Source organism: Chryseobacterium sp. CH21 (genome assembly GCF_004119445.1).
Taxonomy (GTDB): domain Bacteria; phylum Bacteroidota; class Bacteroidia; order Flavobacteriales; family Weeksellaceae; genus Chryseobacterium.
This window is the reverse complement of record NZ_QICI01000086.1, coordinates 1-24,545: the sequence shown is the minus strand read 5'-3', so window position 1 is coordinate 24,545 and position 24,545 is coordinate 1. Positions and strand designations below refer to the sequence as shown.

Sequence of the window (24,545 nt, the reverse complement as noted above, 5' to 3'; positions counted from 1 at the left end):
CTATTTTTAAGTTTATCCCTATTAATTTTCTACTTCATCCAACAATTGTTTTTTATCAATATCAGTATCATCTTCTACCACGAGATTTTCAAGAATAAATACTTGTCTGTCGGGAGTATTTTTTCCCATATAAAATTCCAAAAGCTGGTCAATCGTTTGGTCTTTCCCAATCACTACGGGCTCCAATCGGATGTCTTTACCGATGAAGTGCTTAAATTCATCAGGAGAAATCTCTCCTAATCCTTTAAATCGCGTGATTTCAGGGTTTTTCCCAAGATCATTTAATGCTTTTACTCTTTCGGCTTCTGAATAGCAATATCTTGTTTCCTTCTTATTTCTTACCCTGAATAAAGGAGTCTGAAGAATATAAAGGTGACCGTTTTTAATCAAATCGGGGAAGAACTGCAGGAAGAAAGTAATCATAAGGAGGCGGATGTGCATCCCATCTACATCGGCATCGGTAGCAATAATCACCTGATTGTACCTCAAGTCTTCCAGACTTTCTTCAATATTTAAAGCAGCCTGAAGAAGGTTAAATTCTTCATTTTCGTATACTACTTTTTTGGTAAGACCATAGCAGTTCAGAGGTTTACCTTTCAGTGAAAATACAGCCTGAGTTTCTACATCCCTTGATTTTGTGATAGATCCTGATGCAGAATCTCCCTCGGTGATGAAGATTTGGGTATCTCCTTTTCTTTCAGCTTTCTGATCGTTATAATGCTGTCTGCAGTCACGAAGTTTTTTATTGTGAAGTGAAACCTTTTTTGCTCTTTCTCTTGCCAGTTTCTGGATTCCGGAAAGTTCTTTTCTTTCTCGTTCGGAAATCAAAATTTTTCTTTGAATCGCTTCTGCAATTTCCGGATTCTTGTGTAAGAAGTTATCCAGCTTACTTTTTAGGAAATCAATGATAAATGTTCTTACGGTAGGTCCGTTTGGTCCCATATCATTAGATCCTAACTTTGTTTTGGTCTGAGATTCGAAAACCGGCTCTTCTACATTGATCGAGATTGCGGCAATGATAGATTTTCTGATATCAGAAGCATCAAAACTTTTATTGAAAAATTCACGAATGGTTTTCACATACGCTTCACGGAATGCATTAAGGTGTGTTCCTCCCTGAGTTGTATTCTGCCCATTAACAAATGAAAAATAGGTTTCGGTCTGTGATTTATCAGAATGGGTAATAGCCAGTTCAATATCATCTCCCTTCAAATGAACAATCGGATAAAGAATATCATTTTCCAGTTCTTCTTCCAACAAATCTTTAAGACCATTTTCAGAAAAATAGGTTTCTCCATTGAAAAGAATTTTTAATCCTGGATTCAGATAGGCATAATTACGGAGCATTCTTTCGATATACTCTTTTCTGTATTTAAAATGCAGGAAAATGTCTCCATCTGGGATAAAAGAGATCTCGGTACCATTTCTGTCCGAAGTTTCTTTTTCCTCAAAATTTTCGGTGATCATTCCACGGGAAAATTCAGCAACTTTCATTTTTCCGTCACGGAAAGAACGCACCCGGAAGTAATCCGAAAGGGCATTCACCGCTTTGGTACCGACCCCGTTCAATCCTACAGATTTTTTAAACGCTTTACTGTCGTATTTACCACCGGTATTCATTTTGGATACAGCATCTACAACTTTCCCGAGAGGGATTCCACGTCCAAAGTCACGGATGGTAACTTTTCCGTCGTCCAGTTTTATTTCGATTCTTTTCCCCGATCGCATCCTGAACTCATCAATAGAGTTATCAAGGATTTCTTTAAGCAGGATATAAATACCATCATCAGCAGAAGAGCCGTCACCAAGCTTCCCGATGTACATGCCGGGTCGCAGACGGATATGTTCCTGCCAATCGAGGGTTCTGATATTATCTTCGGAGTAGGTTGGATTTATTTCTTGTGACATATATGATTTCAGCAAACATACAAAAGTACAAAATTGTCCAAAATTATCCGAATTTTTTCATCTTGTTTTTTTCCAATATTCTACTACAAACATTGTATTATTCTTAATCAAATTATATATTTACGAAATTATCATTATCATTATCATGTGAAAAATCTATTTATTTTCCTCGCATTATCTGCAATTTTATTCTTCCCCTCACTATTTTCTTCACAGATCCCCGGGATGGTGAACTATAGTGATGAGGAAGGGTTAAACTGCTCTTATACCTATCATCTGAGACAAGATCAAAATGGATTCATCTGGATAGGCAGCGATAACGGCTTATTCAGATTTGATGGTAAAGAATTTAAACAATACGGTAAGAAAGAGGGTTTAAAAAATATTGATATTATATCCTGTGAGCCTTTGCCCAACGGCGAGGTATTCATTCTTCCCTTTCTGAATGATTTTGCTTATTTAAAAAACGGCCGGGTTATCAATCTGAACATTAATGACTATGTAAAAAATCAGTTTTCAAGCTCTATTCCGAAAATTACCCGTGACGGAAACCGACTTTATTTTTATGGAAATTTAAATCCTCAGAATATTTTCATCTATGAAAGCGGAAAAGTTAAAAAGATCCCCATCCCGTTAGATTATGGGAAAAGATATTTTGCAACACTCAGGTTTGAGCCACACACTTACAATCTTTATTTGCATGATGCTCATCAGAGAAATATACTTGTCTACAATATCCTTACCGGAAAAAAGCAATATTTGAAAGCAGAAACCGGAAGTATGATCTGTGAAAAGGATGATCTTTTTGTCTTCCTGAATAAAAATACCATTGAAGTTTATCAACTCTCTGCACCCTCAGGTATTAAAAAGATCCTATCTTATGATTGTGGCACACAAGAGAATGTTTTCTACGGAGTTATTGATAAAAACAATAAATTGTGGCTGAATATAAGTAACGGCGGAGTTTTATATTTCAACCAATCACTGACTGAAAAGAACAAAAACCTTAGTGCTCCCATCAAAATACTGGATCGGTATGTCATCAATAATGTTCTGGTAGACAAAGATGACAATGTATGGTTCAATTCACGGAATAACGGTGTATTTTTCATATCAAAGTCTCTGTTTGCCAATCATATCAACTTGCCTGTAAAAAGTAATTCTGAGTATATAAAAGCCATTGCAAAAGATAACGGAAATATTCTTCTCGGCTACAATCAATCTGCCGGTGCTCTTATCAGCAAAGACAATAGAATACAAAATATCATCCTTGACAAAGGTGATAAGGATGAAAATATAGCTATTTATTTAAAAGGTAATATTTCCATTTTCGGTTTATCAGGCAAAGTGATTGTTCATGATATCGCCAATAATACTTCTAAAAAGATATATTGTTCCTTAAAGAACATTGTCTCTTATACCCAGGATTCCTTATTGTTCTGTACATCTGGCGGCCTATTGACCTACAGTTTAAAAACTAAAAAAACAACCACTCTTTTTCAGGAGCGGGTATACACCGTTTTCCCTTACGACAAAGAGAATCTGTTTATCGGCAGCTTCAGCGATCTGTACAAATACAATATCAGAAACCGGAAAAAGACTTTATTTTTAAAGGGATACTATTTTACAGATATTAAAAAATTAGATGATCATACTTATTTGGGAGCAACTAACCTCCACGGGATTATTCTTTTTAATACTCAAGGAATTATACGAAAAATCGGAAAGAATGATGGATTAATCAATGATCAGGTAAAAAAAGTAGAAGTAGAAAATAAAAAAACGTTCTGGGCCAGCACCAATTCCGGGATATCCAGAATAGAACTGACAGAAAAGAGCCAAAACATCAACAACTTTACCCAGACAGACGGACTTCCCTCCAACGCAGTAGCCGGTTGTGTTATAAAAAATGACACTATCTTCATTGGAACATCTAGAGGACTTGGTATATTTTCCATCAAAAAACTACTGACTCAGGAAAAATTCATTCATAAAAAGGTGGTCATTAACTCTGTATCTATTGAAAATAATGAGCATTACGAATTACAGAAAAGCCTTACCGCTTATCCTCATAACACGGTTATTTTCAATCTCAGTTTTCTTGACTATCCCTCATTGGGAAAAATAAGCTATAAATATATGCTGGAGGGGCTTAATAGCTCATGGCAGATCAATAATTCTTCTAAAGTCATCTTCAACTCTATTCCCCCAGGTAAATACACCTTCCGGGTTTACGGCTTAGGATATAATGGAAAACAGACCTATGCTTCTACGGATCTCACTTTTTATATAAAACCTCTGTTCTGGCAGACATGGTGGTTCAGGCTGATACTGGCCATCCTCATCATTGGAACTCTATTGATGATTATCTTTTCATATCTGCATAAAAAAAGGAATAAGAAACTGGAAAAAATGGAGTATGAAAAGAAGATTGCCGAACTTGAGCTTCAGGCCATTAAAGCTCAGATCAACCCTCATTTTATTTATAACTGTCTGAATTCCATCCAATTTTTATTGTATAAAAAAGATTACCGTGAAACAGAAAACTATCTGGATATTTTCGCCAAGATGATCCGGAAAACGCTTTATTATTCAGAAAAAACCTTCATGCCTATTAAAGATGAAGTTGAATATCTAACGTTGTATCTTGATATGGAAAAGCTTCGTGTAAAAGATCTTTTTGATTATAAAATTATTATTTCTGAACAGGTAGATCCTAACTGGACGATTCCTTCTTTACTGATACAGCCCTTTGTGGAAAATGCGATAAAACATGGTATTTCAGGATTAAAAGACAGAAAAGGAGAAATTCTTATCACCTTTGATTATACGAATGTTTCTTTATGCATTACCATTGAAGATAATGGTGTAGGGATCCCCAACCAGGAGTCTTTGAAAAAAGACAATTCCTTTGGGGTAAAACTTTCTCATAAAAGGATTGAAACGTTCAAACAGCTTTTTGACATCAATATATTTTTAGAAATCAATGCTTTCCGGAAACAACAGACAGGGAACACAAATCAAACTTTATATAAAACCTTATGAGAAATAAAATACACGCATGTATTGTTGATGATGAACAGGATGGACGAGATTATATTGCATTACTTATGGCCAATGAATTTCCTGAAATCAACATAGAATTTCAGGCTTCCTCCGTTGAAGAAGCTTACATTTACCTTATCAAAAACAGTCCTGACATTCTGTTTCTTGATGTTCAGCTGGGTGATGGAACCACTTTCGATTTACTCTCAAAGTTTAACGAAGTTCATTCCCAGATTATTTTCATCACGGCTTACGAGAATTTTGCTATTCAGGCGATTAAAAATGGAGCTACAGATTACCTTTTAAAGCCTATAAAAAAATTAGATTTCATTATTGCTGTCAATAAAGCACTGGATACTATCAAAAAAGTACAGGCTCCTAATCATGCTCTTCTTAAAGATAACAAAATCGTTCTTTCTACCCTTCAGGGATTCAAGTTGGTAGAAATATCCAATATCATCCGCTGTGAAGCAGATTCAAGCTATACCCTTTTTTATCTTGCTGATAAATCAAAAATAATGGTATCCAGAACGCTTCATGACTTTGAACCCCTGTTGCTGGAACATCATTTTTTCAGAATACATCACAAACATCTTATTAATATTGATCATCTTCAGGAGTATATTAAAGGCAGAGGCGGACAGGTAGTAATGAGCGACGGGTCTGTCCTGGATGTCTCCTACCGCAAGAAAAATGACTTCCTTTCTACCATAGGGAAACCCGAATAAAATATTTTCTTTCGCACTTACTTATTCAACCTCTGCACTTATTAGTTGGAGCTGTTTTTTGTTAAGACTCTTCTCTACTTTCGTCATGTTAAACAAAAAAAAAATTATCATGAAAATCACAAGAAAAGTACTCAGAAGAAATCAAATGAAATCCGTTGCAGGCGGAACAGCGTTTATTACCCCAAGCAGTCCTGGAGCTATTTCACAGCCTCAGCCTCCCATTGTATCTAATCCGCAGCCTATTGGAGGACTTCCTTTTATTTACACAATGCCATGGAACGGATTACCATGGATTGAACCTAAATAATAATGATTTTAAAAATACATTCCAGTCTACCGATTGGAATGTGTTTTTTAAAAGAAAAAGTTTCCGGCAATCTTATTCCGGACCAGAAAATAATATAAAAACTAAAAATTAAAACATGAAAAAAATAGTATTCTACATGGCGTTGGTTTCTCTTCTATCTGCATCCTGCTCTGACGTGATAGAACAATATGAAACTGAAGCCTCCAATTCCCAACTCATGAACAGAGATCTTACTTCAGAGGAAGAAACAAAATACGCTGAAGAGGGAGAACCCACGGTATTAGGAGAACAGCTTCCTATTCCGTACACGATTGAAAACATGATGGCTGCTTACAAATCATTACTGGCTGAGCCAAAAGCAGAAGGCAACAGATCATTCACAGCTGTAAATATTCGCTCTACACACAAATACATTAAATTTAATCCGGCAACGGAAGATGAACTGGAAGCACTTCAGCAATCCGATCTTATTCTTTATGATTATCCACTTGATAAAGAAGTATTGGTAGTCGGTAAATTCTATCACGATCCTGATGTTCCCGCTGATCAGCCTACCCCACAATATGCAACTGTGAGAAATGAGACGGCCTTACCTGCCGGTATTAGCTATGAGATTCTTCAGGAGGTGTATCTTCCCGAAGAGGATATCGAGCTCTTAGGTACTGGTAATATGAATTATAAATTCGTCTATAGTCTCGTCCATAGGGCAGAAAACATATCCGGTTTCACACCTTGGGAGCCTAGCGACTATAAACCCTGGGATAACATAGGAGAGCCAGGACAATGGTATCCCAATCCAAACCCGAATCCCGGAGGTGGCGGAGGTGGCGCCCCAATATATGGTACCATCCGAATTTTCGATTCAAGATTAAATACACTGATTCCTTTTGAAGGCGCCAAAGTTACCGCTAAAAGGGGTTTGAGAACAAGAGAAGGGATCACCAATGCAAATGGTCAGTACGGACTGGATGGTACACCTTTTCCAAACAACAAAAAAGTAGATTTTAAGCTGCATATGGATAGGAAGCATTTTGTAATTAAAGATAACCAGATTAGCCCTTCCAATGTGAGCCGAAATAATATCAAAAGTAATCATTGGAGTCATGACATCATGCCTGGCTATGAAAATATGCAGGGTCATATGTTTAGAGCAGCCTACCGTTATTTTTATAAGGACATTGGTGGTTTACAAAGACCTATCAGGCCTAGTGGAAACCGTTCGCACATTATAGCAAAGAATACAGCTAAAGATTGGCAGGGAATCAATTACGTTGTTTTTCCTTACCTGAAAATAGCAAGATTCCGACCTGGGTCAACAACGGAGTATCAGTCTGATGATTATTTTTCAACAACTGTACATGAACTCGCCCATACCTCTCATGTTATCAAAATGAACAGCGGAGCAGTTCAGTATTCACAGGTTAATTCTATGCTTCAGGAAAGTTGGCCATGCGCTGTAGAATGGTTTGTAACAGGAATAGAATATAGAGAAAGAGGTATTGCAAATTATGGAACTCCAAATTATAATCCATCTAATCCTCCTGTATTTCCCAATCGTTTCGGATATCAGTTCTGGAGTTTGAATACAAGTTCTGACTATACAAGCTTATTTATTAATTTAGTTGATAACTTCAACGAATTGGGACAGTCATTTAGCCCTCACCCCATGGGAACAGTTAATGATCAGGTTGCCGGCTATACTTTAGCCAATATTGAAACCAATTTCCTAAAACATTGTTATGGATTAAGCAGTTTAAGTACTCAGCTTAAAGCGAACAGACCGGCAGGAGTAAGTAATGCACAGATTGATTTATTATTAAGCTTTTATTAAGCGTATTCCATTAAAAAGCAATGACCATCCTGTTTGAGGATGGTCATTTTATATAACTATTTCATATTGGGCATCCTTTATGCGGAAATCCAGAATATTACCTCTTGTTCTCCAGCTGACCAATCATATTTTTCAGCATTGCTGGTACAATCAGTTTATGAAAAGGCCGAACGGGTAAAAAATACAGAATTCCAAGCCAGTTATGAAATTTTACAGTAGTAGATATCGCAAGGAAATTTACGTCTTTTTCATTTTTATTTTTGTCAAATAAAAGGGAAACTCTGAAATCCAAATGCTTGTCATCTTCCCCCAGAATAATTTCGTTATTGGTTTTGTCAAACACTTTGAAAATTCCTAAACGTTCTCCTACTTCGCATTTAAAACCTTGCTCTGTCAGTTTATTTTCTGTTTTACTTCCAGTTTTCAGTCCAAATAATCTCACTACTTTATTTCTGAGAGCAAACATTTTCTTTCCCCATTTTGGTCCGCTTGTAAAGAAAGCTTTCCCAATTTCTGTAATATCAATATTCTGAGCTCCAGCTCCCAGTTCTCCTTCAAAACTATCGGTATAATCAAAATCTTTTTTATTTTGAGATAAAATAGATTTCTCAGGAAACTCTGTTTTTTTAATCTTCATTGTTATGGTTTTAATAGGTTATTACCTAACAAATATAAGTATCTTTTGGGTAGATTCAATAGGAAAACTAAACAAATGTTTAAAATTATTTTATCCATAAAATCTAATATTTGAGCTGTGAAAGCTCTTCATTTCAGAGTTAAATCTAAATTTTATTCAATTTTATTTCTTTAAGATGAACCTGTTTTAAATAATTCATTAAATTCGGTCCACAAAACTGTTTTTATGATACAACTTCCTTTATCTAAACTTTCCAATGTAGGAACTACTATTTTCAGTCAGATGACTCAACTTGCCAATGAAAATGAAGCCATCAATCTGTCTCAGGGTTTTCCTGATTTTATGCCAGACTCAGAATTATTGAATCATGTAGATCATTTTATTAAAAAAGGGTTCAACCAGTATGCTCCTCTTGGCGGAATGATTGGTTTAAAGGAAGAAATTGCACGAAAAATTGAAAACAGCCACCAGGCTGTCTACCATCCCGATACTGAAATAACGGTTACAGCCGGCGGAACTCAGGCTATTTTCACTGCGATTGCCTCTTTTATCAAGAAAGATGACGAAGTGATTATTTTTGAACCTGCGTATGACTGTTATGAGCCCACTGTAGAACTTTTCGGAGGCATTGTAAAACGTTTTGAAATGAAAGCTCCAGATTATGAAATCGACTGGGCAGTTGTAAAAAACCTGGTGAGTGACAAGACCAAAATGATTATTCTTAATAATCCCAATAACCCTTCCGGAAAAATCCTCAAAGAAAATGATATACAGGAGCTTATTCAGTTGGTAAAAGGAACTTCCATTCTTATTTTAAGTGATGAAGTGTATGAGAATATTGTTTTTGACGGGAAACAGCATTTAAGTATCTGTAAATATCCGGAACTGAAAGAAAGAAGCCTTCTTGTTGCCTCTTTTGGAAAGCTTTTCCATGTTACCGGCTGGAAAGTGGGATATTGTGCTGCACCTAAAAGCATAATGAATGAATTCAGGAAAGTACATCAGTTCAATGTCTTCTGTGTAAATACACCTATTCAGCTTGCCTTAGCAGAATACATGAAAAACGAAGATCATTACACCCACCTGAATCAATTTTTTCAAGAAAAAAGAGATTTTCTGAGAAAAGGACTGGCAGGAACTTCTTTTGAACTGCTGGATTGTGAAGGAACTTATTTTCAGGCGGTAAAATATAATAAAATATCAGATAAAAATGATTTTGATTTCGCTTCTGAGCTTACTATCAATCATAAGGTTGCCAGTGTTCCTTTCTCTTCATTTTATAAAAATAAACGGAATGAAAATGTGATCAGATTATGTTTTGCCAAGAAGCAGGAAACTCTGGAAAGAGCGATTGAGAATTTGTCACGGATTTAATTATAATCTTTATGGTTTTGTTAGTAATTGCCAAGACGCAAAGAAATTTTACAGGCTAAATGTTTTCAAGTCGCAAAGATTTATATTCTATAATTTTTCATATATTTAGAATAACCAACTTACGAAACAATAAAACCATGAAAAAAGAAATCTTATCACAAGGAAAGAAATTAAACAAAAAAGAACTGAATACGATTAACGGAGGTTTGGGCAATATAAGATGTACCAATTCTTCAGGATATTGTGTATACATCGGGCCTGGATGCATAGAACAGAAATGCCAGTTACCGGAGCCTCTTGAAGCAGAAGAATAATAAAGTTTGACATTGCAAATCAATAATCCGGGCGGCTCATTCTGAGCCGCCCGGATTATTTTAGTTATAAGGATTTGTTCAAATCATCAAATATTATAAAAACATTCCACCTGAAACTTCAATTCTTTGTCCGTTGATCCATCTTGCATCTTCTGTACAAAGGAAAGCAACTACTCCTCCGATATCATCGGGCAACCCTACTCTTCCAAGAGCTGTAGCACCCGCTACCATTGCATTGATCTCTTCATTATCTCTCACTCTTCCTCCCCCGAAATCTGTTTCAATAGCTCCAGGAGCTACAACATTGGCTTTAATCTTTCTTGAACCTAATTCTTTAGCCATATACTTAGTAAGCATTTCTACTCCAGCTTTAATTGACCCGTAAATGGAAGATCCTGGTGTAGCAAATCTTGCCAGCCCAGAAGATACATTAACAATTCCACCTCCCTCATTGATGAATGGCAATAGCTTTTGAGTCAGAAAAAACACCCCTTTAAAGTGAATATCTACCATATCATCCAATTGTTCTTCCGTCACTTCTGTAATTGGCGAATACAAGGCTGTTCCTGCATTATTGATAAGATAATCAATATGAGTACTTCCTGTATTGTGCTGTAAATGATCTGTCACTTGTTTCACAAAAGCATCAAAACTTTTTAAATCTTTTGTATCCAACTGGAAGGCAACTGCATTTCTTCCCATTGATTTGATCTCATTCACCACAGCATCCGCCTCTTCTTTGTTGCTTCTGTAGGTAATGATAATATCCAATCCTTTTTGAGCTATTTTAAGCGCTGAGTTTTTCCCCAATCCACGGCTTCCTCCGGTTACCAGAGCGATATTTGTTTTTGTGTTCATTGTATTTTGATTATTTTGATGATACAAAGTTGGGATATTTTCAGACTGGTATGTTTGCTTGAATCAATCTGAAATTTGCAAAATTCAAATCAAGATCGAAATTCCATGGGAGTAAATGAGGTCTTTCTTTTGAAAAAGTTGGAAAAGTGGGCTATTTCTTCAAATCCAAGGGCATAAGATACTTCTGAGACATTCCATTTGGTTTGTCTTAAAAGAATTTTAGCTTCCTGAATAATACGGTCAGAAATAAATTCAGTAGTTGTTTTTCCGGTACTTTCTTTTAATTTTTTATTTAAATAGTTTACATGAACCGCTAATCTGTCTGCATAATCTTTCGCTGTTTTCAGCTGTAATCTCTGATCTGATGATTCGATTGGAAACTGTCTTTCCAACAGCTCTATAAACAATGAAACCACTCTCAGTGAGGCATCATTGGAGGCTGAGAGCTTTGCAGCAGGCTGTAATTTTTGTCCATAATGAATCAGCTCCAGCACATAGTTCCTGATCAGATCATATTTGAAAATATAATCGGAAGCTATTTCCTTTTTAATTTTTGCGAACAGAATTTCTATTTCATCTGCCAGTTCATCCTCAATTTCAAACACAGGAATATTACCCGGCTGGAAAATGGGCAGGTCTTCCAATGAAAAGCGGGATTGCGCCTTGATAAAAAAATCTTCCGTAAACACACAGAAACTTCCCGACTGATCAGGATCTTCCGGAACCCAGTGATAAGGAACTTTTGGAGTAGCAAACAGTAAAGCATTTTTTCCGACGGTAATGATTTTGTCGGCATATTCTGCCCTGTTTTTGCCTCTGATAAGACTTATTTTATAGTATTTCCTCCTATTATAAGGCATTTCTGAGGTGGTTTTCACTCTTTCAATAGTCTGCCTTATATCAAACACATTAAAGTGTCCGATATCTTTATGAAGACCCTTTGGAAAAATACTTTCGAGATCTTTACCTAGTTTGGCGGCCATCTCTTTATAGAAATCTTCCAGTGAGGTATGTCCTACTTTTTCCATGGTGATGATTTGTAAAATTCAAATATACGAACTTATAGAATAGTCTGCTTTGAATACGTTACAGATTACTCGCCAAAATTCCAAACTCTTTTTTAAAAGCAAATGAAAAGTGTGATAAATCCTCAAATCCCAAATCAACATAAATATCTGAAGGCCGCTGTTTTTTTTCTTCAATCAAAAATCTGGCTTCCTGTAAACGCCTTTTAACCAGCCAGCGGTTGGGTGTTTCGTTGAATATTTTTTTAAAATCTCTTTTAAAGGCAGACAAACTGCGTCCGGTAAGGAATGCAAAACGTTCCAGATTTACATTAAACTTATAATTTTTCTGCATAAATTCTTCCAGATCCAGCCGTCCCGGAATAGCAAAATCAAAGAGGATGTCTGATAATTCAGGGTGCAGCTGTAAAAGGATAAGCAGCAATTCTTCTCTTTTTAAGTCTGAAAAAGCATTATTTATTTGCCCTGATTCTGTATAATAAGGATCCAGTGAAAGCAAAAAACTGCTGATCAACGGATCTTTTTTAATAGGGATAAAAGCATTTTTTGACTGATGATTCTGAAAAGACAGACTGTGCTTTTTTTGAAAGCTCATTAAAAATGGTTCATCAAACATAAAAATAACTTTTTCAAATTCATTATTATCTCTCTGTTTATTGTAACGAGCGAGACGGTTTTTGCGCACAATACAGCTGTCACCGGGTTTTAAAACATAATGTGTATTACCGTCATAACCATTCATTGTTCCCTTGGCCAGAAACAAAAAGAAATGTTCTGCTATAAATTGTTCCGGTGAAACAGTGGGCCCCACAAAACAGGATTTGATTTCGGTTATTTTCATTGTTCATCATTTTATATTTTTCCACCAGGGTCTAAACTGCTGTGCATTGTCATTTAGCTTTACCTTTTCACCAATAACAGGGGTAGCAAGACGGTAATTTTTCCCTTGAGACAATACCGAAATACGTTCTAAAGGTTCATTCCACGGGTGTCTTGCCAGGGTAAATTTAGAATGATGAACAGGCAGCATATTTTTCGCTTTTAATTCTGTCGTAGCCAATGCAACTTCTTCAGGCAATTCATGCACAGACTGCCATGCTTTATTGTATTGCCCACACTCCATGATCGCCCAATCGATAGCGGGATATTTTGCTGCAATCTGTTTAAAACGATCACTGTATCCGCCATCTCCACTGTAGTAAATATTCATCCCCGGAGACTGGATGAAAAATGAAAGCCATAAAGCCTGTGAGCTTTTAAATCCTCTCCCGCCGTCATGATGAGTACTTTCGGCAAAAATGGCAAAATCAGGCTTTACCTGTACTTTTTCGCCCCAGTCTTTCTCCATGATCTGTTGCTTTGTATATCCCCATCTTTCATAATGAGCTCCGGCTCCCAATCCGCAAACAACATGTTTTACTTTACGCTGTAATGCAGTTACTGTTTCATAGTCCAGATGATCGTAATGATCGTGAGAAAGCAGCATATAATCGATCTCCGGCATATCATCGGCTGTATAAATATCACTTCCTTTGTAAGCTGTTACTCCCCAAGGCAGTGGTGATGCTTTACCGCTGAAAATCGGGTCTACTAAAATTTTCACTCCATTCAGCTGTAAAAAGAATGAAGAATGCCCGAACCAAACGATTACATTTTCGTTGGCAGGAATTGCTTTCAGATCCGTTTTTATGGAAGGAAGAACGTCATTAGGCTCTGTATCGGGAAATTCTTTAGTAAGAGAGATCCATATTTCTCCCAACATGCTATATCCTTGGGTTATTGTTGGTTTTTCTTCCAGATTCCTGAATTTACCTTCTTTATAGTGAAGGGATTTTTTTATAAGCTCCAGCCTTTCTCCTTCCGGCAATGCTCCAAATTGGGGTTTCCTCATGTAAAACCAGGTTATAAAAATCATAATTAGGGCAAGGGACAATACAGCAATTAATGTCCTTTTTACTACTTTTAAAAATTTCTTCATCGGGCTGATATTTTAATATCTTTCACTTCCAGAACAGCTTTAGGATAGCCTTTGGAAACGCAATGAATCATTGCCAGTCCCACTTCTTCCATTGTGCATATCCAATTAGGAAATGTAAGATACCACAACGGTGATATCGCATCAAAAATACGGTAAATAAAACGAACATTTTTTTGTCTTTTTACAGGTCTCATAAATCCGGGACGGAAATTATATACGGCTTTAAAAGGAAGTTTAAGTAAAGCGTTTTCGGTACGTCCTTTTACTCTTGCCCACATTACTTTTCCCTGTTCTGTACTGTCTGTCCGGTTTCCCGATACATAAATGAATGTCATAGAAGCATTGATTTTTGATAAAGTTTCTGCAAACGTAATGACAAAATCATAGGTTTTTCTGGTAAATGTTTCTTCTGTTTCTCCTACAGAACTTGATCCTGCACAAAAGAAGCATGCATCATATCCACTCAGTTCAGAAGCGTAGTTCTTTATTTCTGAAAAATCTTTTACTACCAATTCTTTCAGCTTATTATGCTTATGATTAATTGGTTTTCTGCTGATGCTTATAACTTCCGTTACCTCCGGATTTTCCAGACAAACCAGTAAAACTCCTTCGCCTACGAGTCCTGTTGCTCCTGTAATAATGATTTTCATTTTTTTAAATCTGGTTAAATTTAATTAAACTTTCTGCTGCTGCCAAGATAGCCTCATCAGCCTTTCTGGGTTTCCATCCCAGTTGTTGTATTGCTTTTTCACTACTTGATCTTTTTACCAGCCCCAAGTGAGGAACAATCATTTCCAGTTTTGGATTAAAAATAGCGAGTAACCTAATGAACCAATTGGGTAATTCTCTTGTGGGAGCTTTCTCTGTAGTTTTTCCCAGTTCTTTTCTGAGAATTGAGGCTACTTCCAATATTGAAAGTGCTTCTCCTGATACCGCAATAAAGCGCTGGCCGTTTGCTTCAGGCATACTTAGGGCTTTAAGATGAAGATCTGCAACATCACGAACGTCAACAAATCCTGTAATCAGCTTGGGACAGCCCTTCATTTCCCCATTGAGCATTTGTTTTATGAGCTGAATAGAGTGGGCATAATCGTCTGATAAAACAGGTCCCATCACTGTGGTTGGATTCACTACCGATAGCTCCATACCTTTGCCTTCATTTTGTATAAAATCCCAGGCAGCCCTTTCCGAAATAGTCTTGGAACGCTCATAAGGAGCTACTGTTTCATTAAGCACCGTCCAATCTTCTTCCGTGTAGGGTGTATTTTTCCATGTTCCATAACTTACTGCTCCAAAGGCTGAAGTAAGTACTACCCTTTTCACACCTGACTTTTTTGCGGCTTTCAATACAAACAGCACCCCGTTTTTGGCGGGAATTACAAAATCATCTTCTGTTTTTGCGTTGGTATGTGGTGTAGGCGAAGCGGTATGAATAACATATTGACAGCCCTCAACGGCTTTTTCCCAACTTGTTTCATTTTCTAAATCTGCTACTGTAAAGGATAGCTCTTCAAATGAATTGATCCCTCCTTCTTTAAGCATTTGTTTTACCAGTTCACTTTTATCCAAAGAACGAAGTGAAGCTTTTACTTTATATCCATTGTTAAGCAGGGCAATCATACAATAGCAGGCTATGAACCCTGAACCTCCTGTTACCAAAACGGTTTCTTTATTTTCCATTTTCTGAAATATTAGTAAGACAAATTTCCAAAATAAAGCATCACGTTACTATGTTGAAAAGTCCATTTTAATTGTGTTTAAAAGTTCAGATTTTTATTAATTCAATTTAAATTTAATGATCAATATTGTAATTCATTATTAAAATAATTCTTTATTTTTTCTAATAACCGTGATATATTTCATTTATTTTTATTATTTTCGTCAAAACTAACTCATTAAAAATCAAACCTATGAAAAATCAAATCAGTCAAATCGGAAAAAAGCTGAACAAGAAAGAATTGAGAGTCATTACTGGCGGAAAAGAAATGTGTCTGCTTCCGGATATGACATGCAAGAAGATTTCTTTTGCTTGTGGGGAAAAACAATGCCAACCAGGTATTGAATTGTAGCATATACAAAAAAACTAAACCATAAAAACTTTAACGAATGAAAAAACAACATTTAAACAATGGCAAAAAGCTCAATAAAAAAGAGTTGAAAACCATTAAAGGAGGAGTAAGAATATGCAGCATACAGAATGGGACAATATGTACTCAAATTCACCCATCATGCTATGAACCGCAGTGCCGAAGTGGTCAGCCAGATTTAACATGTACAGATATAGTTGGTAACTGTGTTACTATCTCCTTAAGTTGCATAGAGCCAAAATGCCGATTCGAAACAGGTATCTAGCTTTAAAATAAAACAAACGGACTGTTCTCTAATTTCAGGGAGCAGTTTTTTTTTCAGCAATATTTGTTTTAAATTTCAAATAAGAAATATTGATCTACTTTGCAGCCAATACATGCAAAAAGCGCTCCCAAATACATGGAAGCGCTTTTTATTTATAACGAACTTTAATATTTTCTTATACGTTGAATCTGAAGTGCATGATGTCACCATCCTGTACAATATATTCTTTACCTTCTACAGATAGTTTTCCAGCTTCTTTTATCTTTACTTCAGAACCGTACGTGATATAATCATTATACTTGATTACTTCTGCACGAATAAATCCTTTTTCAAAGTCAGTGTGGATTACCCCAGCTGCTTGTGGAGCTGTCCATCCCTGACCGATAGTCCATGCTCTTACCTCTTTTACTCCGGCTGTAAAGTAAGTCTGTAGTTTTAAAAGGTCATAAGCTTTTCTGATCAAACGGTTAACTCCCGGTTCAGTAAGCCCTAATTCGTCAAGGAAAATTTCTCTTTCTTCGAAAGTTTCAAGCTCATTGATATCTGCTTCGATTTGTGCTGCTAATACTACTACTTCAGCTCCTTCATTCTTAGCCATTTCTTCAATCTTACCAATCCAGTCGTTCCCGTTTTTGATAGAATTCTCGTCTACATTACAAACGTAAAGAACTGGCTTATTAGTCAATAACTGAACTTCTCCAATGATTGATTTCGTGAAATCATCTGTAGCAAATTCTCTTGCATTTTTACCATCTTCAAGGAATTTCTGTAAACTCTGAAGGGTTTCATAAGTAAGGATATCTTCTTTCTTCCCAGACTTAATGAATTTTTTAGCTTTCTCAACTGCTTTTCCTACTGTTTCAAGGTCTTTCAGCTGAAGCTCTATATCAATAATTTCTTTATCTCTTAACGGATCTACAGAACCTTCTACGTGAACGATGTTTCCATTGTCAAAACATCTTAAAACGTGAATAATCGCTTCACACTCACGGATATTAGCCAGGAACTGGTTCCCCAATCCTTCTCCTTTGCTGGCTCCTTTTACAAGACCTGCAATATCAACAATTTCCACTACAGCTGGTAAAACTCTCTCCGGCTTTACGATTTTTCCAGTTCAAACAATCTTTGATCCGGTACAGAAACCGTTCCTAGGTTCGGTTCAATAGTACAGAAAGGATAGTTTGCTGATTGAGCTTTTGCATTGCTCAGACAGTTAAAAAGTGTTGATTTACCTACATTCGGCAGGCCTACGATTCCACATTTCATATTGTAAAATTCAAAGTTTAAGGTTTAGGGCAATCCAAGGTATTCTCAACTTTAAACATTGAACTCAGAACCTTGAATTACGAGTGTGCAAAGATAGTGATTTTTAAGAGAGTTTCATAATAAAAAAATCTGTCAATATTCTGACAGATTTTCAAAATGTATGGTTTTACCGGATGTTTTATGGATTGTCTCCCGTGGCATTCTGAGCCAGCGGAACATCATTCGGTGCTTCCTGTAAAGTTTTATCTAAAGTAAATAAAGATTCATCAGTAGCTCTGTCACCACCAGCAATTTTCAGTTTATCAATTAAATTCTGAGCCAGTGTTTCTTCTTCAATCTGCTCCTGTACAAACCACTGCATAAAGTTCCAGGTTGCCCAGTCCTTCTCTTCCATAGAAAGATCTACAATTTTGTAAATAGCAGTTGTATTGTCCACTTCATGCTTAAAAACACCATCAAAGCATGCTGTGAGCGTTTTAGGGTCAGCCGGAGGAGCTGGAATAGCGTTTACTTTTGGTTTTCCGCCTCGGTTTAAAATGTATTCCATGAATTTTATGGAGTGATTTCTTTCTTCCTGAGAATGTCTGTAAAGAAAATTGGCTATTCCCTGATAACCTTTGTCATCTGCCCAAATTCCATAAGATAAAAAAACGTGTGATGCATGAATTTCTTTGTTCATCTGGTCACTAAGTGCTTTTTCCATTTTTGCGGAAAGTCTTTTAGTATTCATAATGTTATATTTTGGTGATTATAGAATGAATCATGCAAAAACAGTTCCGATAAGGTTATTGTTTTGTATGAATTTTTCAAAAACACTTTAAAACATAACTGTATTTCAATTATTTAAGTTAATAATTTATAGTTATTCTAAAATAAAAACCAGCTTTTTTTCAAGAGCTGGCTTTTTAAATTTATTATTGAGATTGCTTCACCTAAAGGTTCGCAATGACATATTTAGAGTGTGTTTTATCCTAACTATTTAATCTTTCTGGCTGTATAATCGCTTTCATTTCCTAATCTGTCGATGGCTTTGATGGCGACTGCATTCAGTTTTTTACCATCTTTAAATTTAGGAATGTCTTTTGAAAGAGTATCTAGCGTTAGGATTTCGGTCTGCCAGACTCCGTTATATTGGGTAAAAAGAACCCATAGAAAGACATCAGCGGCATTTTTTGTACTCCAGTTCGTCTGTGCAAAGCTTCCGTTATCAGTAATGAATAATGTAGGTGTTTGCAGTGGTACAGCTTTGATCCATGGGGATTTCGGAACTAATGCTTTTTCATTATAGGGTCCGTTTTTCAGAGTGGGAAGCATATTTGGATTTTTAGTAAGTCCGGCAATGCTCCAGTGAATTTCTCCGGCATCATTTTTCAGAATATTTCTGGAAATGGCAATCTGGTTTTTGATTTCTGTGGGACGGTGTGAGACTTTAATTTCAACGGTATTCAATCCCGGCCATAAGTGTCGGTTCATTGTATTTTCAGACTGCCACCAGCTTAACAGGGCTTCAAAACTTTGTCCTTTGGAATCTATAGGCCAGTAAAGCTGTGGTGAGAAATAATCTACCCAGCCTTTATTTAACCATAATTTAGCATCTGCATATAATTCGTCATATTGAGAGGAGCCTACAATTCCTGCCGGATATCCGGGTTTCCAGATTCCAAACGGGCTGATTCCGAATCTTACATTATTTTTTCTGCGTGAATTTCTTTATAGATTCGTTCTACAAATTTATTCACATTATCTCTTCTCCAGTCTGCTCTGGATAATGTTCCTCCGCTACTTACATAAGCGTTCCAGGTAACATTATCCGGGAAATCTGCTCCTTTATTGTAGGTAGCATAAGGGTAGAAATAATCATCAAAATGAACGGCATCAATATCATATCTTTTTACAATATCTTTTACCACATTGGATACGTGACCTTGTGTTTTTGGATTAGCCGGATCAAACCAGTACATTCCGTTTTTTAATCTTACCACAATATCAGACAGCTTATTAGCCATAGACAGGCTATTTACAGCTCCACCGTTGGCATGATGGGCACGATAAGGGTTTAACCAAACATGGAGTTCCAATCCTCTTTTATGAGCTTCTTCAATCCAAAACTGAAGCGGGTCATAGTTGGGAGAAGGAGCCGTTCCAGTTTGCCCGGTAAGGAAGTAAGACCATGGTTCAATGTTACTTGTATAAAGTGCGTCTGCAGAAGGTCTGATCTGGAAAATAGCAGCGTTGAAATTGTTGTCTTTCAACATATCAAGCATACTGATAGCTTCCGCTTTTTGTTGATCCACCGTAAGGTCATTTCTTGAAGGCCAGTTGATATTGGCTACACTCGCGATCCATGCTCCACGAAACTCTCTTTTGATTTCCGGAAGATTGGTTCTGAAATTTTCTTCAGTTGAAGCTGTGGTTCCTGTAGTCGGTTTTGTTGTTACGACAGATACTTTTGGTGGAGTTGTATTGTTGGTTGGTTTTGTCGGATTTTTCGTGGAAGGTGTTTTTACAACATTGTTCTGTACGGAACATGAGGTAGTGTAAGATGCAAAAAAGCCCAGTAAAACGATAAGTTTTAATTTATTCATTCTCATAGTCACAAAACTACATTAAATTTTATTTTTATTCTTAGAGATTATTATGCCAAAATAAGCATTTTAATGAGTTGACATAGAAAAAAAGCCCCGAAAATCGAGGCTTTATTATATTTTAAGAATTTGAGATTAAGCTTTCGCTCCTCTTTCAACTCTTTTTCTTTCTTCTTCAGAAAGGATTTTCTTTCTCATACGGATGAAGTTTGGAGTTACCTCGATCGCTTCATCACCCTGGATGTATTCCATACATTCTTCAAGAGAGAATAAGATTTTTGGAGCAACCCCTGTATCTTTATCTTTTCCAGAAGCTCTCATGTTGTTCAACTGTTTTGCTTCTACGATGTTTACTACCAAGTCTCCTGGTTTGTTTTGTTCACCAATGATCATCCCCGTGTAGATTTCCTCACCCGGATCAACGAAGAACTTACCTCTATCCTGTAGTTTAGCAATAGAATATTCAGTAGCAGGACCTGTAGTTTTGCTGATCAAAACACCATTGTTTCTTCCAGGAATAGCACCTTTGAAAGGCTTATATTCTGTGAAACGGTGTGCCATAATAGCTTCACCAGCAGTAGCTGTTAACATCTGAGAACGTAGTCCGATCAAACCTCTTGAAGGAATTTCAAACTCCATGTGCTGCATTTCACCTTTCGTTTCCATAATGTGAAGATCTCCTTTTCTCTGAGTAGCCAAATCGATTACTCTTGAAGCAAATTCTTCAGGAACGTCAACTACCAAAGATTCATAAGGCTCACATTTCTCACCGTCAATTTCTTTATAGATAACCTGTGGCTGACCAATTGTCATTTCGTACCCTTCTCTTCTCATTGTTTCGATCAAAACAGATAAGTGAAGAATACCTCTACCAAATACAAGGAATGTATTGGCATCGTCAGTCTGCTGAACTCTTAATGCAAGGTTTTTCTCTAATTCTTTAGTTAATCTTTCTTTCAGGTGGTTAGAAGTAACATATTTACCGTCTTTCCCGAAGAAAGGTGAGTTGTTGATAGAGAACGTCATGTTCAGCGTAGGCTCATCAATTGCTGTTCTTTCCAATGGTTCAGGATTTTCAAGATCTACGAAAGAATCACCGATCTGGAAAGCATCGAAACCTACTACAGCACAGATATCTCCTGCTTTTACTTCAGTTACTTTTTTCTTTCCTAATCCTTCGAAAACGTAAAGTTCTTTTACTTTTCCTTTTACAATTTTACCTTCTGCCTGAGCAAGACCAATCCATTGAGATTCTTTGATCTCACCTCTTGTTACTTTCCCGATTGCAATTCTTCCTAAGAAAGAAGAGAAGTCTAGAGAAGTAATCTGCATCTGAAGATTTCCTTCTGTTACTTTCGGTTCAGGAACATATTGTAGAATACCATCTAATAGTGGTAAAATATCTTCAGTCTGCTCTAATGAAGTGTTGAACCATCCTTGTTTTGAAGATCCGTAGAATGTAGGGAAATCCAATTGCTCTTCTGTAGCTTCAAGGTTGAAGAACAAGTCGAATACTTTATCATGAACTTCGTCCGGACGACAGTTTGGTTTATCTACTTTGTTGATAACCACTAATGGTCTCAATCCTAATTCCAATGCTTTCTGTAGTACGAATCTTGTTTGTGGCATTGGTCCTTCGAACGCATCCACCAACAAAATAACCCCATCAGCCATTTTCAATACTCTTTCTACTTCTCCACCAAAATCGGCGTGACCAGGAGTATCAATTACGTTAATTTTTGTGTCTTTATAAGTAACAGAAATATTCTTGGATAAGATGGTGATCCCTCTTTCTCTTTCAAGATCGTTGTTATCCATAATTAACTCCCCACTCTCCTGATTTTCTCTGAAAATGTTGGTAGCGTGAATGATCTTGTCAACCAAAGTCGTCTTTCCGTGGTCAACGTGTGCGATAATCGCAATATTTCTAATGTTTTGCATAAAAGATTTTTACGGGTGCAAAAGTAGTGAATTTTAATGAAAAAATATTTAGTTATACAAATATTTAATATTTTGTTTAAAATACTTATTGACAGAATCATAAAAAAAGAGTGTTTAAAAAACACTCTTTAAGCTATCTATATGCAGATCTGTACTTCGCATGGATCTACTGCAGGCGGTTCTCCACATATAATGTCGAATTCGCCACAATTACTGGAGAACCCGGTTGCCCAACCCCATTTTACGACACAGGTATCAGCGTCTTTACATCTTACCATTCCTTTTGCAATTCCTCCCTGAACTGATTTCATCTCTGTTCTGGAAATTTTTCTAAGATTTCTCATGTTGTTTTTGTTTATTTGTTATTAGCATGATAAAAATATAAAAAAAATACAATAACAAGGTATATTATTTTAATATTTAACACTCACTTTCAATGCCTTAACAATCTGTAAAACACAACCAAATCAATTAAAACAACCAGTACAAATTTCATGAGAAAGGATTTTTTGGAAACTTTATGATTGAAAAGAATCATTCCGGAAGCGGCTCCCACGACACCGATAAGAGAAAGTCCTAAAAGGGTGTTTTCGGAAATTCTCCATTGATGTTTTTTGGCTTGCCATTTGTCAAAACCAAAAACCCCAAATGTAACGAGGTTCGCTATCAGCAGAAAAGGAATCATTTTCAATTAATTTGCTGCAAAAGTAAAGTTTAATTTACAGATAGAAAAATCCCAAATTAGGCCTACGGAGCTTAAGATACAGGTAAGATTATCTCAGCAAGATTTTTTAAATTTGCTCTCTTAAAAATAAATCAATGACAGTACACGATCTGGTGGGAAGCTACTCTATTGAAGGAAGCAACCAGGAAGAATCTTCCCTGCCAACTTATCATGGTATATTGACCTTATCCGTTGATGAAAACAACCGTATTATTGCTCAATGGACGATTGGTGAGCATCAGCAAAACGGAACAGGATTTTATAAGGATCAAATTTTGGTGATCAATTTCAACTATGAAGGTGAAGATGGTACCATTTATAAAGGGGTTGCGGTATACCGATGCCTAAGCAAAGACATATTGGATGGATTCTGGTCTGAGAAACATGGCAACCCTTTGTATCTTGGAAGTGAATATGGTGTAAGAATTCAACATTCAAAGATTTTGAACTGATTTTATTTGTAACGGTTTAAAAAGAACACAAAATAAAAAGAGCAGCCTTCATGAAGGCTGCTCTCGTAGTTATTATAATTTAAATAACTTATTTCTTAGCTTTTACGTCGATAGCGATCTCGATATCTTTGCTGATCATCCATTCTGCAGGATCTGCTTCAGAAGTACCGAATTTAAGTCCCCAGTCTGCTCTGTTTACCGTAAATTTAGCCTGAATAGCCGCTGAGTTTTCAGCTACCTCTACTTTAGCAGGGAAAGTAACATTCATTGTTTTTCCTGATAAGGTAAGGTTTCCGCTTACAGTTTTATTAGCTCCTGCTACCGCATCTTTTGGTGCTTCTTTCAAATCTGCAACACTTGTAATTTTGAACTCTGAAGTAGGGTTTTTCGCTACATCAAAGAAATCAGGATTTTTAAGGTGTGCTTCAAGATCTGCCGGTTTTTTATCTTTTTCTGTTACTGAAGCCGGATCTACTTTGATAGAGTTCATATCGATTACAAAGTTTCCAGCAGAAACCTGACCTCCATCAACACTGATGTCTCCAGATTTTACAGCAAGTGTTCCCCAACGAGGTGCCATACCTCCTTTGTGGAAAGCTTTCCAGTTTACTACTGAACCTACTGCATCTACTGCCAGCGTTTCACCTTTGCTTTCTGCTACGGTTTGTTCCTGAGCGGTAGCAGCAGTTTCTGCTGTTTTTCCTTTATCACATGATGCCAAAAGCAATCCTACTCCTACTAATGCAATTACGCTAATTTTTTTCATATTGAACTGTTTTAAAAAAGTTTATTGAAATTTTGTTGTTTTCGGGTACAAAAATAGAAAAACCTGCTCTGTATGATCTTATCATATATCAAGAAATGTAAAATTCTGCAATTATTTTCAATCATATATCCATTTTCTGTATAAATCCCATCTGTATTGAGAATCAAAACTGCCGGAATCTTATACATTTAAAATTTCAGAAATACTGTTTCAAGGCCAAAATAAAAAATTTATTATTTTCGTGATTAGTCACAGCTGTTGTTAGTTCCTGCTGAATTATTCATGGGTTGTGAATTGCTTTCAAAATTTATTATCTTCGTGATTAGTCACAGCAACCACTCTTGAATTTTAGTAGCTTTCCTTGTTGTGAATTGCTTTCAAAATTTATTATCTTCGTGATTAGTCACAGCCTGCGCTATTGCGCCCATGCACTCATAAAGTTGTGAATTGCTTT

At 36.4% G+C, this 24,545-nt stretch carries 24 protein-coding genes and 1 pseudogene; 8 read left to right on the top strand and 17 right to left on the bottom strand.

Annotated elements, in window-relative coordinates:
- Positions 1-21 precede the first annotated feature (21 nt).
- Positions 22-1,908 (bottom strand): DNA topoisomerase IV subunit B, encoded by a 1,887-nt coding sequence (locus BOQ62_RS17840; protein ID WP_129041629.1) that lies wholly within the window; start codon positions 1,906-1,908, stop codon positions 22-24.
- Positions 1,909-2,133: 225 nt separating this feature from the next.
- Here BOQ62_RS17840 and BOQ62_RS17835 point away from each other — a divergent pair, with 225 nt between their 5' ends.
- The 4 genes from BOQ62_RS17835 (at position 2,134) to BOQ62_RS17820 (ending at position 7,819) form a co-directional block, all read left to right on the top strand.
- On the top strand, positions 2,134-4,953 hold the full coding sequence (locus BOQ62_RS17835) for a histidine kinase (RefSeq protein ID WP_129041627.1): 2,820 nt from the start codon (positions 2,134-2,136) through the stop codon (positions 4,951-4,953).
- Entirely contained in the window at positions 4,950-5,681 is a 732-nt protein-coding gene (locus BOQ62_RS17830; RefSeq protein ID WP_129041625.1) for a LytR/AlgR family response regulator transcription factor, read from the top strand. The genes BOQ62_RS17835 and BOQ62_RS17830 overlap by 4 nt, the downstream gene beginning before the upstream one ends.
- A 109-nt stretch (positions 5,682-5,790) precedes the next feature.
- Entirely contained in the window at positions 5,791-5,988 is a 198-nt protein-coding gene (locus BOQ62_RS17825; RefSeq protein WP_129041623.1) for a hypothetical protein, read from the top strand.
- Positions 5,989-6,103: 115 nt separating this feature from the next.
- On the top strand, positions 6,104-7,819 hold the full coding sequence (locus BOQ62_RS17820) for a hypothetical protein (protein ID WP_129041621.1): 1,716 nt from the start codon (positions 6,104-6,106) through the stop codon (positions 7,817-7,819).
- Between the two features lie 97 nt (positions 7,820-7,916).
- Here the strand turns inward: BOQ62_RS17820 and BOQ62_RS17815 are convergent, their stop codons facing one another.
- Positions 7,917-8,456: a DUF2867 domain-containing protein gene (locus tag BOQ62_RS17815; protein ID WP_129041619.1), complete on the bottom strand. Its 540-nt coding sequence runs from the start codon at positions 8,454-8,456 to the stop codon at positions 7,917-7,919.
- Positions 8,457-8,681: 225 nt separating this feature from the next.
- Here BOQ62_RS17815 and BOQ62_RS17810 point away from each other — a divergent pair, with 225 nt between their 5' ends.
- Together BOQ62_RS17810 and BOQ62_RS17805 are read left to right on the top strand one after the other, a co-directional pair.
- A complete protein-coding gene (locus BOQ62_RS17810; RefSeq protein WP_129041617.1) occupies positions 8,682-9,830 on the top strand; it encodes a methionine aminotransferase in 1,149 nt (382 codons plus the stop codon).
- A gap of 137 nt (positions 9,831-9,967) precedes the next feature.
- Positions 9,968-10,144 carry a bacteriocin gene (locus tag BOQ62_RS17805; RefSeq protein ID WP_164976787.1) on the top strand — a complete coding sequence of 59 codons (177 nt, stop codon included), beginning with the start codon at positions 9,968-9,970 and terminating at the stop codon, positions 10,142-10,144.
- A 93-nt stretch (positions 10,145-10,237) separates the two neighbouring features.
- Here BOQ62_RS17805 and BOQ62_RS17800 read toward each other — a convergent pair whose 3' ends face one another.
- The 6 genes from BOQ62_RS17800 to BOQ62_RS17775 form a co-directional block, all read right to left on the bottom strand.
- Positions 10,238-11,002 carry an SDR family NAD(P)-dependent oxidoreductase gene (locus BOQ62_RS17800; RefSeq protein WP_129041613.1) on the bottom strand — a complete coding sequence of 255 codons (765 nt, stop codon included), beginning with the start codon at positions 11,000-11,002 and terminating at the stop codon, positions 10,238-10,240.
- Positions 11,003-11,091: 89 nt separating this feature from the next.
- A complete protein-coding gene (locus BOQ62_RS17795) occupies positions 11,092-12,030 on the bottom strand; it encodes a helix-turn-helix domain-containing protein (protein WP_129041611.1) in 939 nt (312 codons plus the stop codon).
- A 58-nt stretch (positions 12,031-12,088) separates the two neighbouring features.
- On the bottom strand, positions 12,089-12,868 hold the full coding sequence (locus tag BOQ62_RS17790; protein ID WP_129041609.1) for a helix-turn-helix domain-containing protein: 780 nt from the start codon (positions 12,866-12,868) through the stop codon (positions 12,089-12,091).
- Positions 12,869-12,874: 6 nt separating this feature from the next.
- Positions 12,875-13,918, bottom strand: coding sequence for an MBL fold metallo-hydrolase (locus BOQ62_RS17785; RefSeq protein WP_228414289.1), 1,044 nt, complete (start codon positions 13,916-13,918; stop codon positions 12,875-12,877).
- Positions 13,919-14,001: 83 nt separating this feature from the next.
- On the bottom strand, positions 14,002-14,655 hold the full coding sequence (locus BOQ62_RS17780; protein WP_129041606.1) for an NAD-dependent epimerase/dehydratase family protein: 654 nt from the start codon (positions 14,653-14,655) through the stop codon (positions 14,002-14,004).
- A 4-nt stretch (positions 14,656-14,659) separates the two neighbouring features.
- Entirely contained in the window at positions 14,660-15,685 is a 1,026-nt protein-coding gene (locus BOQ62_RS17775) for an SDR family oxidoreductase (protein WP_129041604.1), read from the bottom strand.
- Between the two features lie 230 nt (positions 15,686-15,915).
- Here BOQ62_RS17775 and BOQ62_RS17770 point away from each other — a divergent pair, with 230 nt between their 5' ends.
- Positions 15,916-16,074 carry a bacteriocin gene (locus tag BOQ62_RS17770; RefSeq protein ID WP_129041601.1) on the top strand — a complete coding sequence of 53 codons (159 nt, stop codon included), beginning with the start codon at positions 15,916-15,918 and terminating at the stop codon, positions 16,072-16,074.
- A 458-nt stretch (positions 16,075-16,532) separates the two neighbouring features.
- On the opposite strand, the gene ychF is transcribed toward BOQ62_RS17770, so the two are convergent.
- The 8 genes and pseudogenes from ychF to BOQ62_RS17735 form a co-directional block, all read right to left on the bottom strand.
- A complete protein-coding gene (gene ychF / locus BOQ62_RS17760) occupies positions 16,533-17,429 on the bottom strand; it encodes a redox-regulated ATPase YchF (protein WP_410494224.1) in 897 nt (298 codons plus the stop codon).
- Between the two features lie 26 nt (positions 17,430-17,455).
- Positions 17,456-17,623, bottom strand: coding sequence for a GTPase (locus BOQ62_RS24330; protein ID WP_410494223.1), 168 nt, complete (start codon positions 17,621-17,623; stop codon positions 17,456-17,458).
- Between the two features lie 178 nt (positions 17,624-17,801).
- The gene (locus tag BOQ62_RS17755) at positions 17,802-18,353 is read right to left on the bottom strand and encodes a ferritin (protein ID WP_129041597.1); all 552 of its coding nucleotides are present in this window, start codon (positions 18,351-18,353) and stop codon (positions 17,802-17,804) included.
- 245 nt (positions 18,354-18,598) lie between these two features.
- Complete coding sequence (locus BOQ62_RS23940; RefSeq protein WP_262708356.1) at positions 18,599-19,096, bottom strand: hypothetical protein; 498 nt, start codon at positions 19,094-19,096, stop codon at positions 18,599-18,601.
- A 12-nt stretch (positions 19,097-19,108) separates the two neighbouring features.
- Positions 19,109-20,208: pseudogene (locus BOQ62_RS17750) on the bottom strand (glycoside hydrolase family 10 protein); the annotation flags it as partial.
- Between the two features lie 135 nt (positions 20,209-20,343).
- Positions 20,344-22,149, bottom strand: a complete 1,806-nt coding sequence (typA, locus tag BOQ62_RS17745; protein WP_121488107.1) for a translational GTPase TypA — start codon at positions 22,147-22,149, stop codon at positions 20,344-20,346.
- 137 nt (positions 22,150-22,286) lie between these two features.
- Positions 22,287-22,493 (bottom strand): bacteriocin-like protein, encoded by a 207-nt coding sequence (locus tag BOQ62_RS17740; protein WP_129041596.1) that lies wholly within the window; start codon positions 22,491-22,493, stop codon positions 22,287-22,289.
- 89 nt (positions 22,494-22,582) lie between these two features.
- Positions 22,583-22,834, bottom strand: a complete 252-nt coding sequence (locus BOQ62_RS17735) for a DUF1294 domain-containing protein (RefSeq protein ID WP_129041594.1) — start codon at positions 22,832-22,834, stop codon at positions 22,583-22,585.
- A 134-nt stretch (positions 22,835-22,968) separates the two neighbouring features.
- Here BOQ62_RS17735 and BOQ62_RS17730 point away from each other — a divergent pair, with 134 nt between their 5' ends.
- On the top strand, positions 22,969-23,325 hold the full coding sequence (locus BOQ62_RS17730) for a hypothetical protein (protein ID WP_129041592.1): 357 nt from the start codon (positions 22,969-22,971) through the stop codon (positions 23,323-23,325).
- Positions 23,326-23,413: 88 nt separating this feature from the next.
- Here BOQ62_RS17730 and BOQ62_RS17725 read toward each other — a convergent pair whose 3' ends face one another.
- Positions 23,414-24,091: a YceI family protein gene (locus tag BOQ62_RS17725; RefSeq protein ID WP_129041590.1), complete on the bottom strand. Its 678-nt coding sequence runs from the start codon at positions 24,089-24,091 to the stop codon at positions 23,414-23,416.
- Positions 24,092-24,545: the final 454 nt, after the last annotated feature.

What these genes read in the sequence shown, in the direction of transcription:
- BOQ62_RS17840 (WP_129041629.1), bottom strand. Translation starts at nt 1,908, where the DNA reads ATGTCACAAGAAATAAATCCAACCTACTCCGAAGATAATATCAGAACC.
- BOQ62_RS17835 (WP_129041627.1), top strand. Translation starts at nt 2,134, where the DNA reads ATGGTGAACTATAGTGATGAGGAAGGGTTAAACTGCTCTTATACCTAT.
- BOQ62_RS17830 (WP_129041625.1), top strand. Translation starts at nt 4,950, where the DNA reads ATGAGAAATAAAATACACGCATGTATTGTTGATGATGAACAGGATGGA.
- BOQ62_RS17825 (WP_129041623.1), top strand. Translation starts at nt 5,791, where the DNA reads ATGAAAATCACAAGAAAAGTACTCAGAAGAAATCAAATGAAATCCGTT.
- BOQ62_RS17820 (WP_129041621.1), top strand. Translation starts at nt 6,104, where the DNA reads ATGAAAAAAATAGTATTCTACATGGCGTTGGTTTCTCTTCTATCTGCA.
- BOQ62_RS17815 (WP_129041619.1), bottom strand. Translation starts at nt 8,456, where the DNA reads ATGAAGATTAAAAAAACAGAGTTTCCTGAGAAATCTATTTTATCTCAA.
- BOQ62_RS17810 (WP_129041617.1), top strand. Translation starts at nt 8,682, where the DNA reads ATGATACAACTTCCTTTATCTAAACTTTCCAATGTAGGAACTACTATT.
- BOQ62_RS17805 (WP_164976787.1), top strand. Translation starts at nt 9,968, where the DNA reads ATGAAAAAAGAAATCTTATCACAAGGAAAGAAATTAAACAAAAAAGAA.
- BOQ62_RS17800 (WP_129041613.1), bottom strand. Translation starts at nt 11,002, where the DNA reads ATGAACACAAAAACAAATATCGCTCTGGTAACCGGAGGAAGCCGTGGA.
- BOQ62_RS17795 (WP_129041611.1), bottom strand. Translation starts at nt 12,030, where the DNA reads ATGGAAAAAGTAGGACATACCTCACTGGAAGATTTCTATAAAGAGATG.
- BOQ62_RS17790 (WP_129041609.1), bottom strand. Translation starts at nt 12,868, where the DNA reads ATGAAAATAACCGAAATCAAATCCTGTTTTGTGGGGCCCACTGTTTCA.
- BOQ62_RS17785 (WP_228414289.1), bottom strand. Translation starts at nt 13,918, where the DNA reads ATGAGGAAACCCCAATTTGGAGCATTGCCGGAAGGAGAAAGGCTGGAG.
- BOQ62_RS17780 (WP_129041606.1), bottom strand. Translation starts at nt 14,655, where the DNA reads ATGAAAATCATTATTACAGGAGCAACAGGACTCGTAGGCGAAGGAGTT.
- BOQ62_RS17775 (WP_129041604.1), bottom strand. Translation starts at nt 15,685, where the DNA reads ATGGAAAATAAAGAAACCGTTTTGGTAACAGGAGGTTCAGGGTTCATA.
- BOQ62_RS17770 (WP_129041601.1), top strand. Translation starts at nt 15,916, where the DNA reads ATGAAAAATCAAATCAGTCAAATCGGAAAAAAGCTGAACAAGAAAGAA.
- BOQ62_RS24330 (WP_410494223.1), bottom strand. Translation starts at nt 17,623, where the DNA reads ATGAAATGTGGAATCGTAGGCCTGCCGAATGTAGGTAAATCAACACTT.
- BOQ62_RS17755 (WP_129041597.1), bottom strand. Translation starts at nt 18,353, where the DNA reads ATGAATACTAAAAGACTTTCCGCAAAAATGGAAAAAGCACTTAGTGAC.
- BOQ62_RS23940 (WP_262708356.1), bottom strand. Translation starts at nt 19,096, where the DNA reads ATGAACCGACACTTATGGCCGGGATTGAATACCGTTGAAATTAAAGTC.
- typA (WP_121488107.1), bottom strand. Translation starts at nt 22,149, where the DNA reads ATGCAAAACATTAGAAATATTGCGATTATCGCACACGTTGACCACGGA.
- BOQ62_RS17740 (WP_129041596.1), bottom strand. Translation starts at nt 22,493, where the DNA reads ATGAGAAATCTTAGAAAAATTTCCAGAACAGAGATGAAATCAGTTCAG.
- BOQ62_RS17735 (WP_129041594.1), bottom strand. Translation starts at nt 22,834, where the DNA reads ATGATTCCTTTTCTGCTGATAGCGAACCTCGTTACATTTGGGGTTTTT.
- BOQ62_RS17730 (WP_129041592.1), top strand. Translation starts at nt 22,969, where the DNA reads ATGACAGTACACGATCTGGTGGGAAGCTACTCTATTGAAGGAAGCAAC.
- BOQ62_RS17725 (WP_129041590.1), bottom strand. Translation starts at nt 24,091, where the DNA reads ATGAAAAAAATTAGCGTAATTGCATTAGTAGGAGTAGGATTGCTTTTG.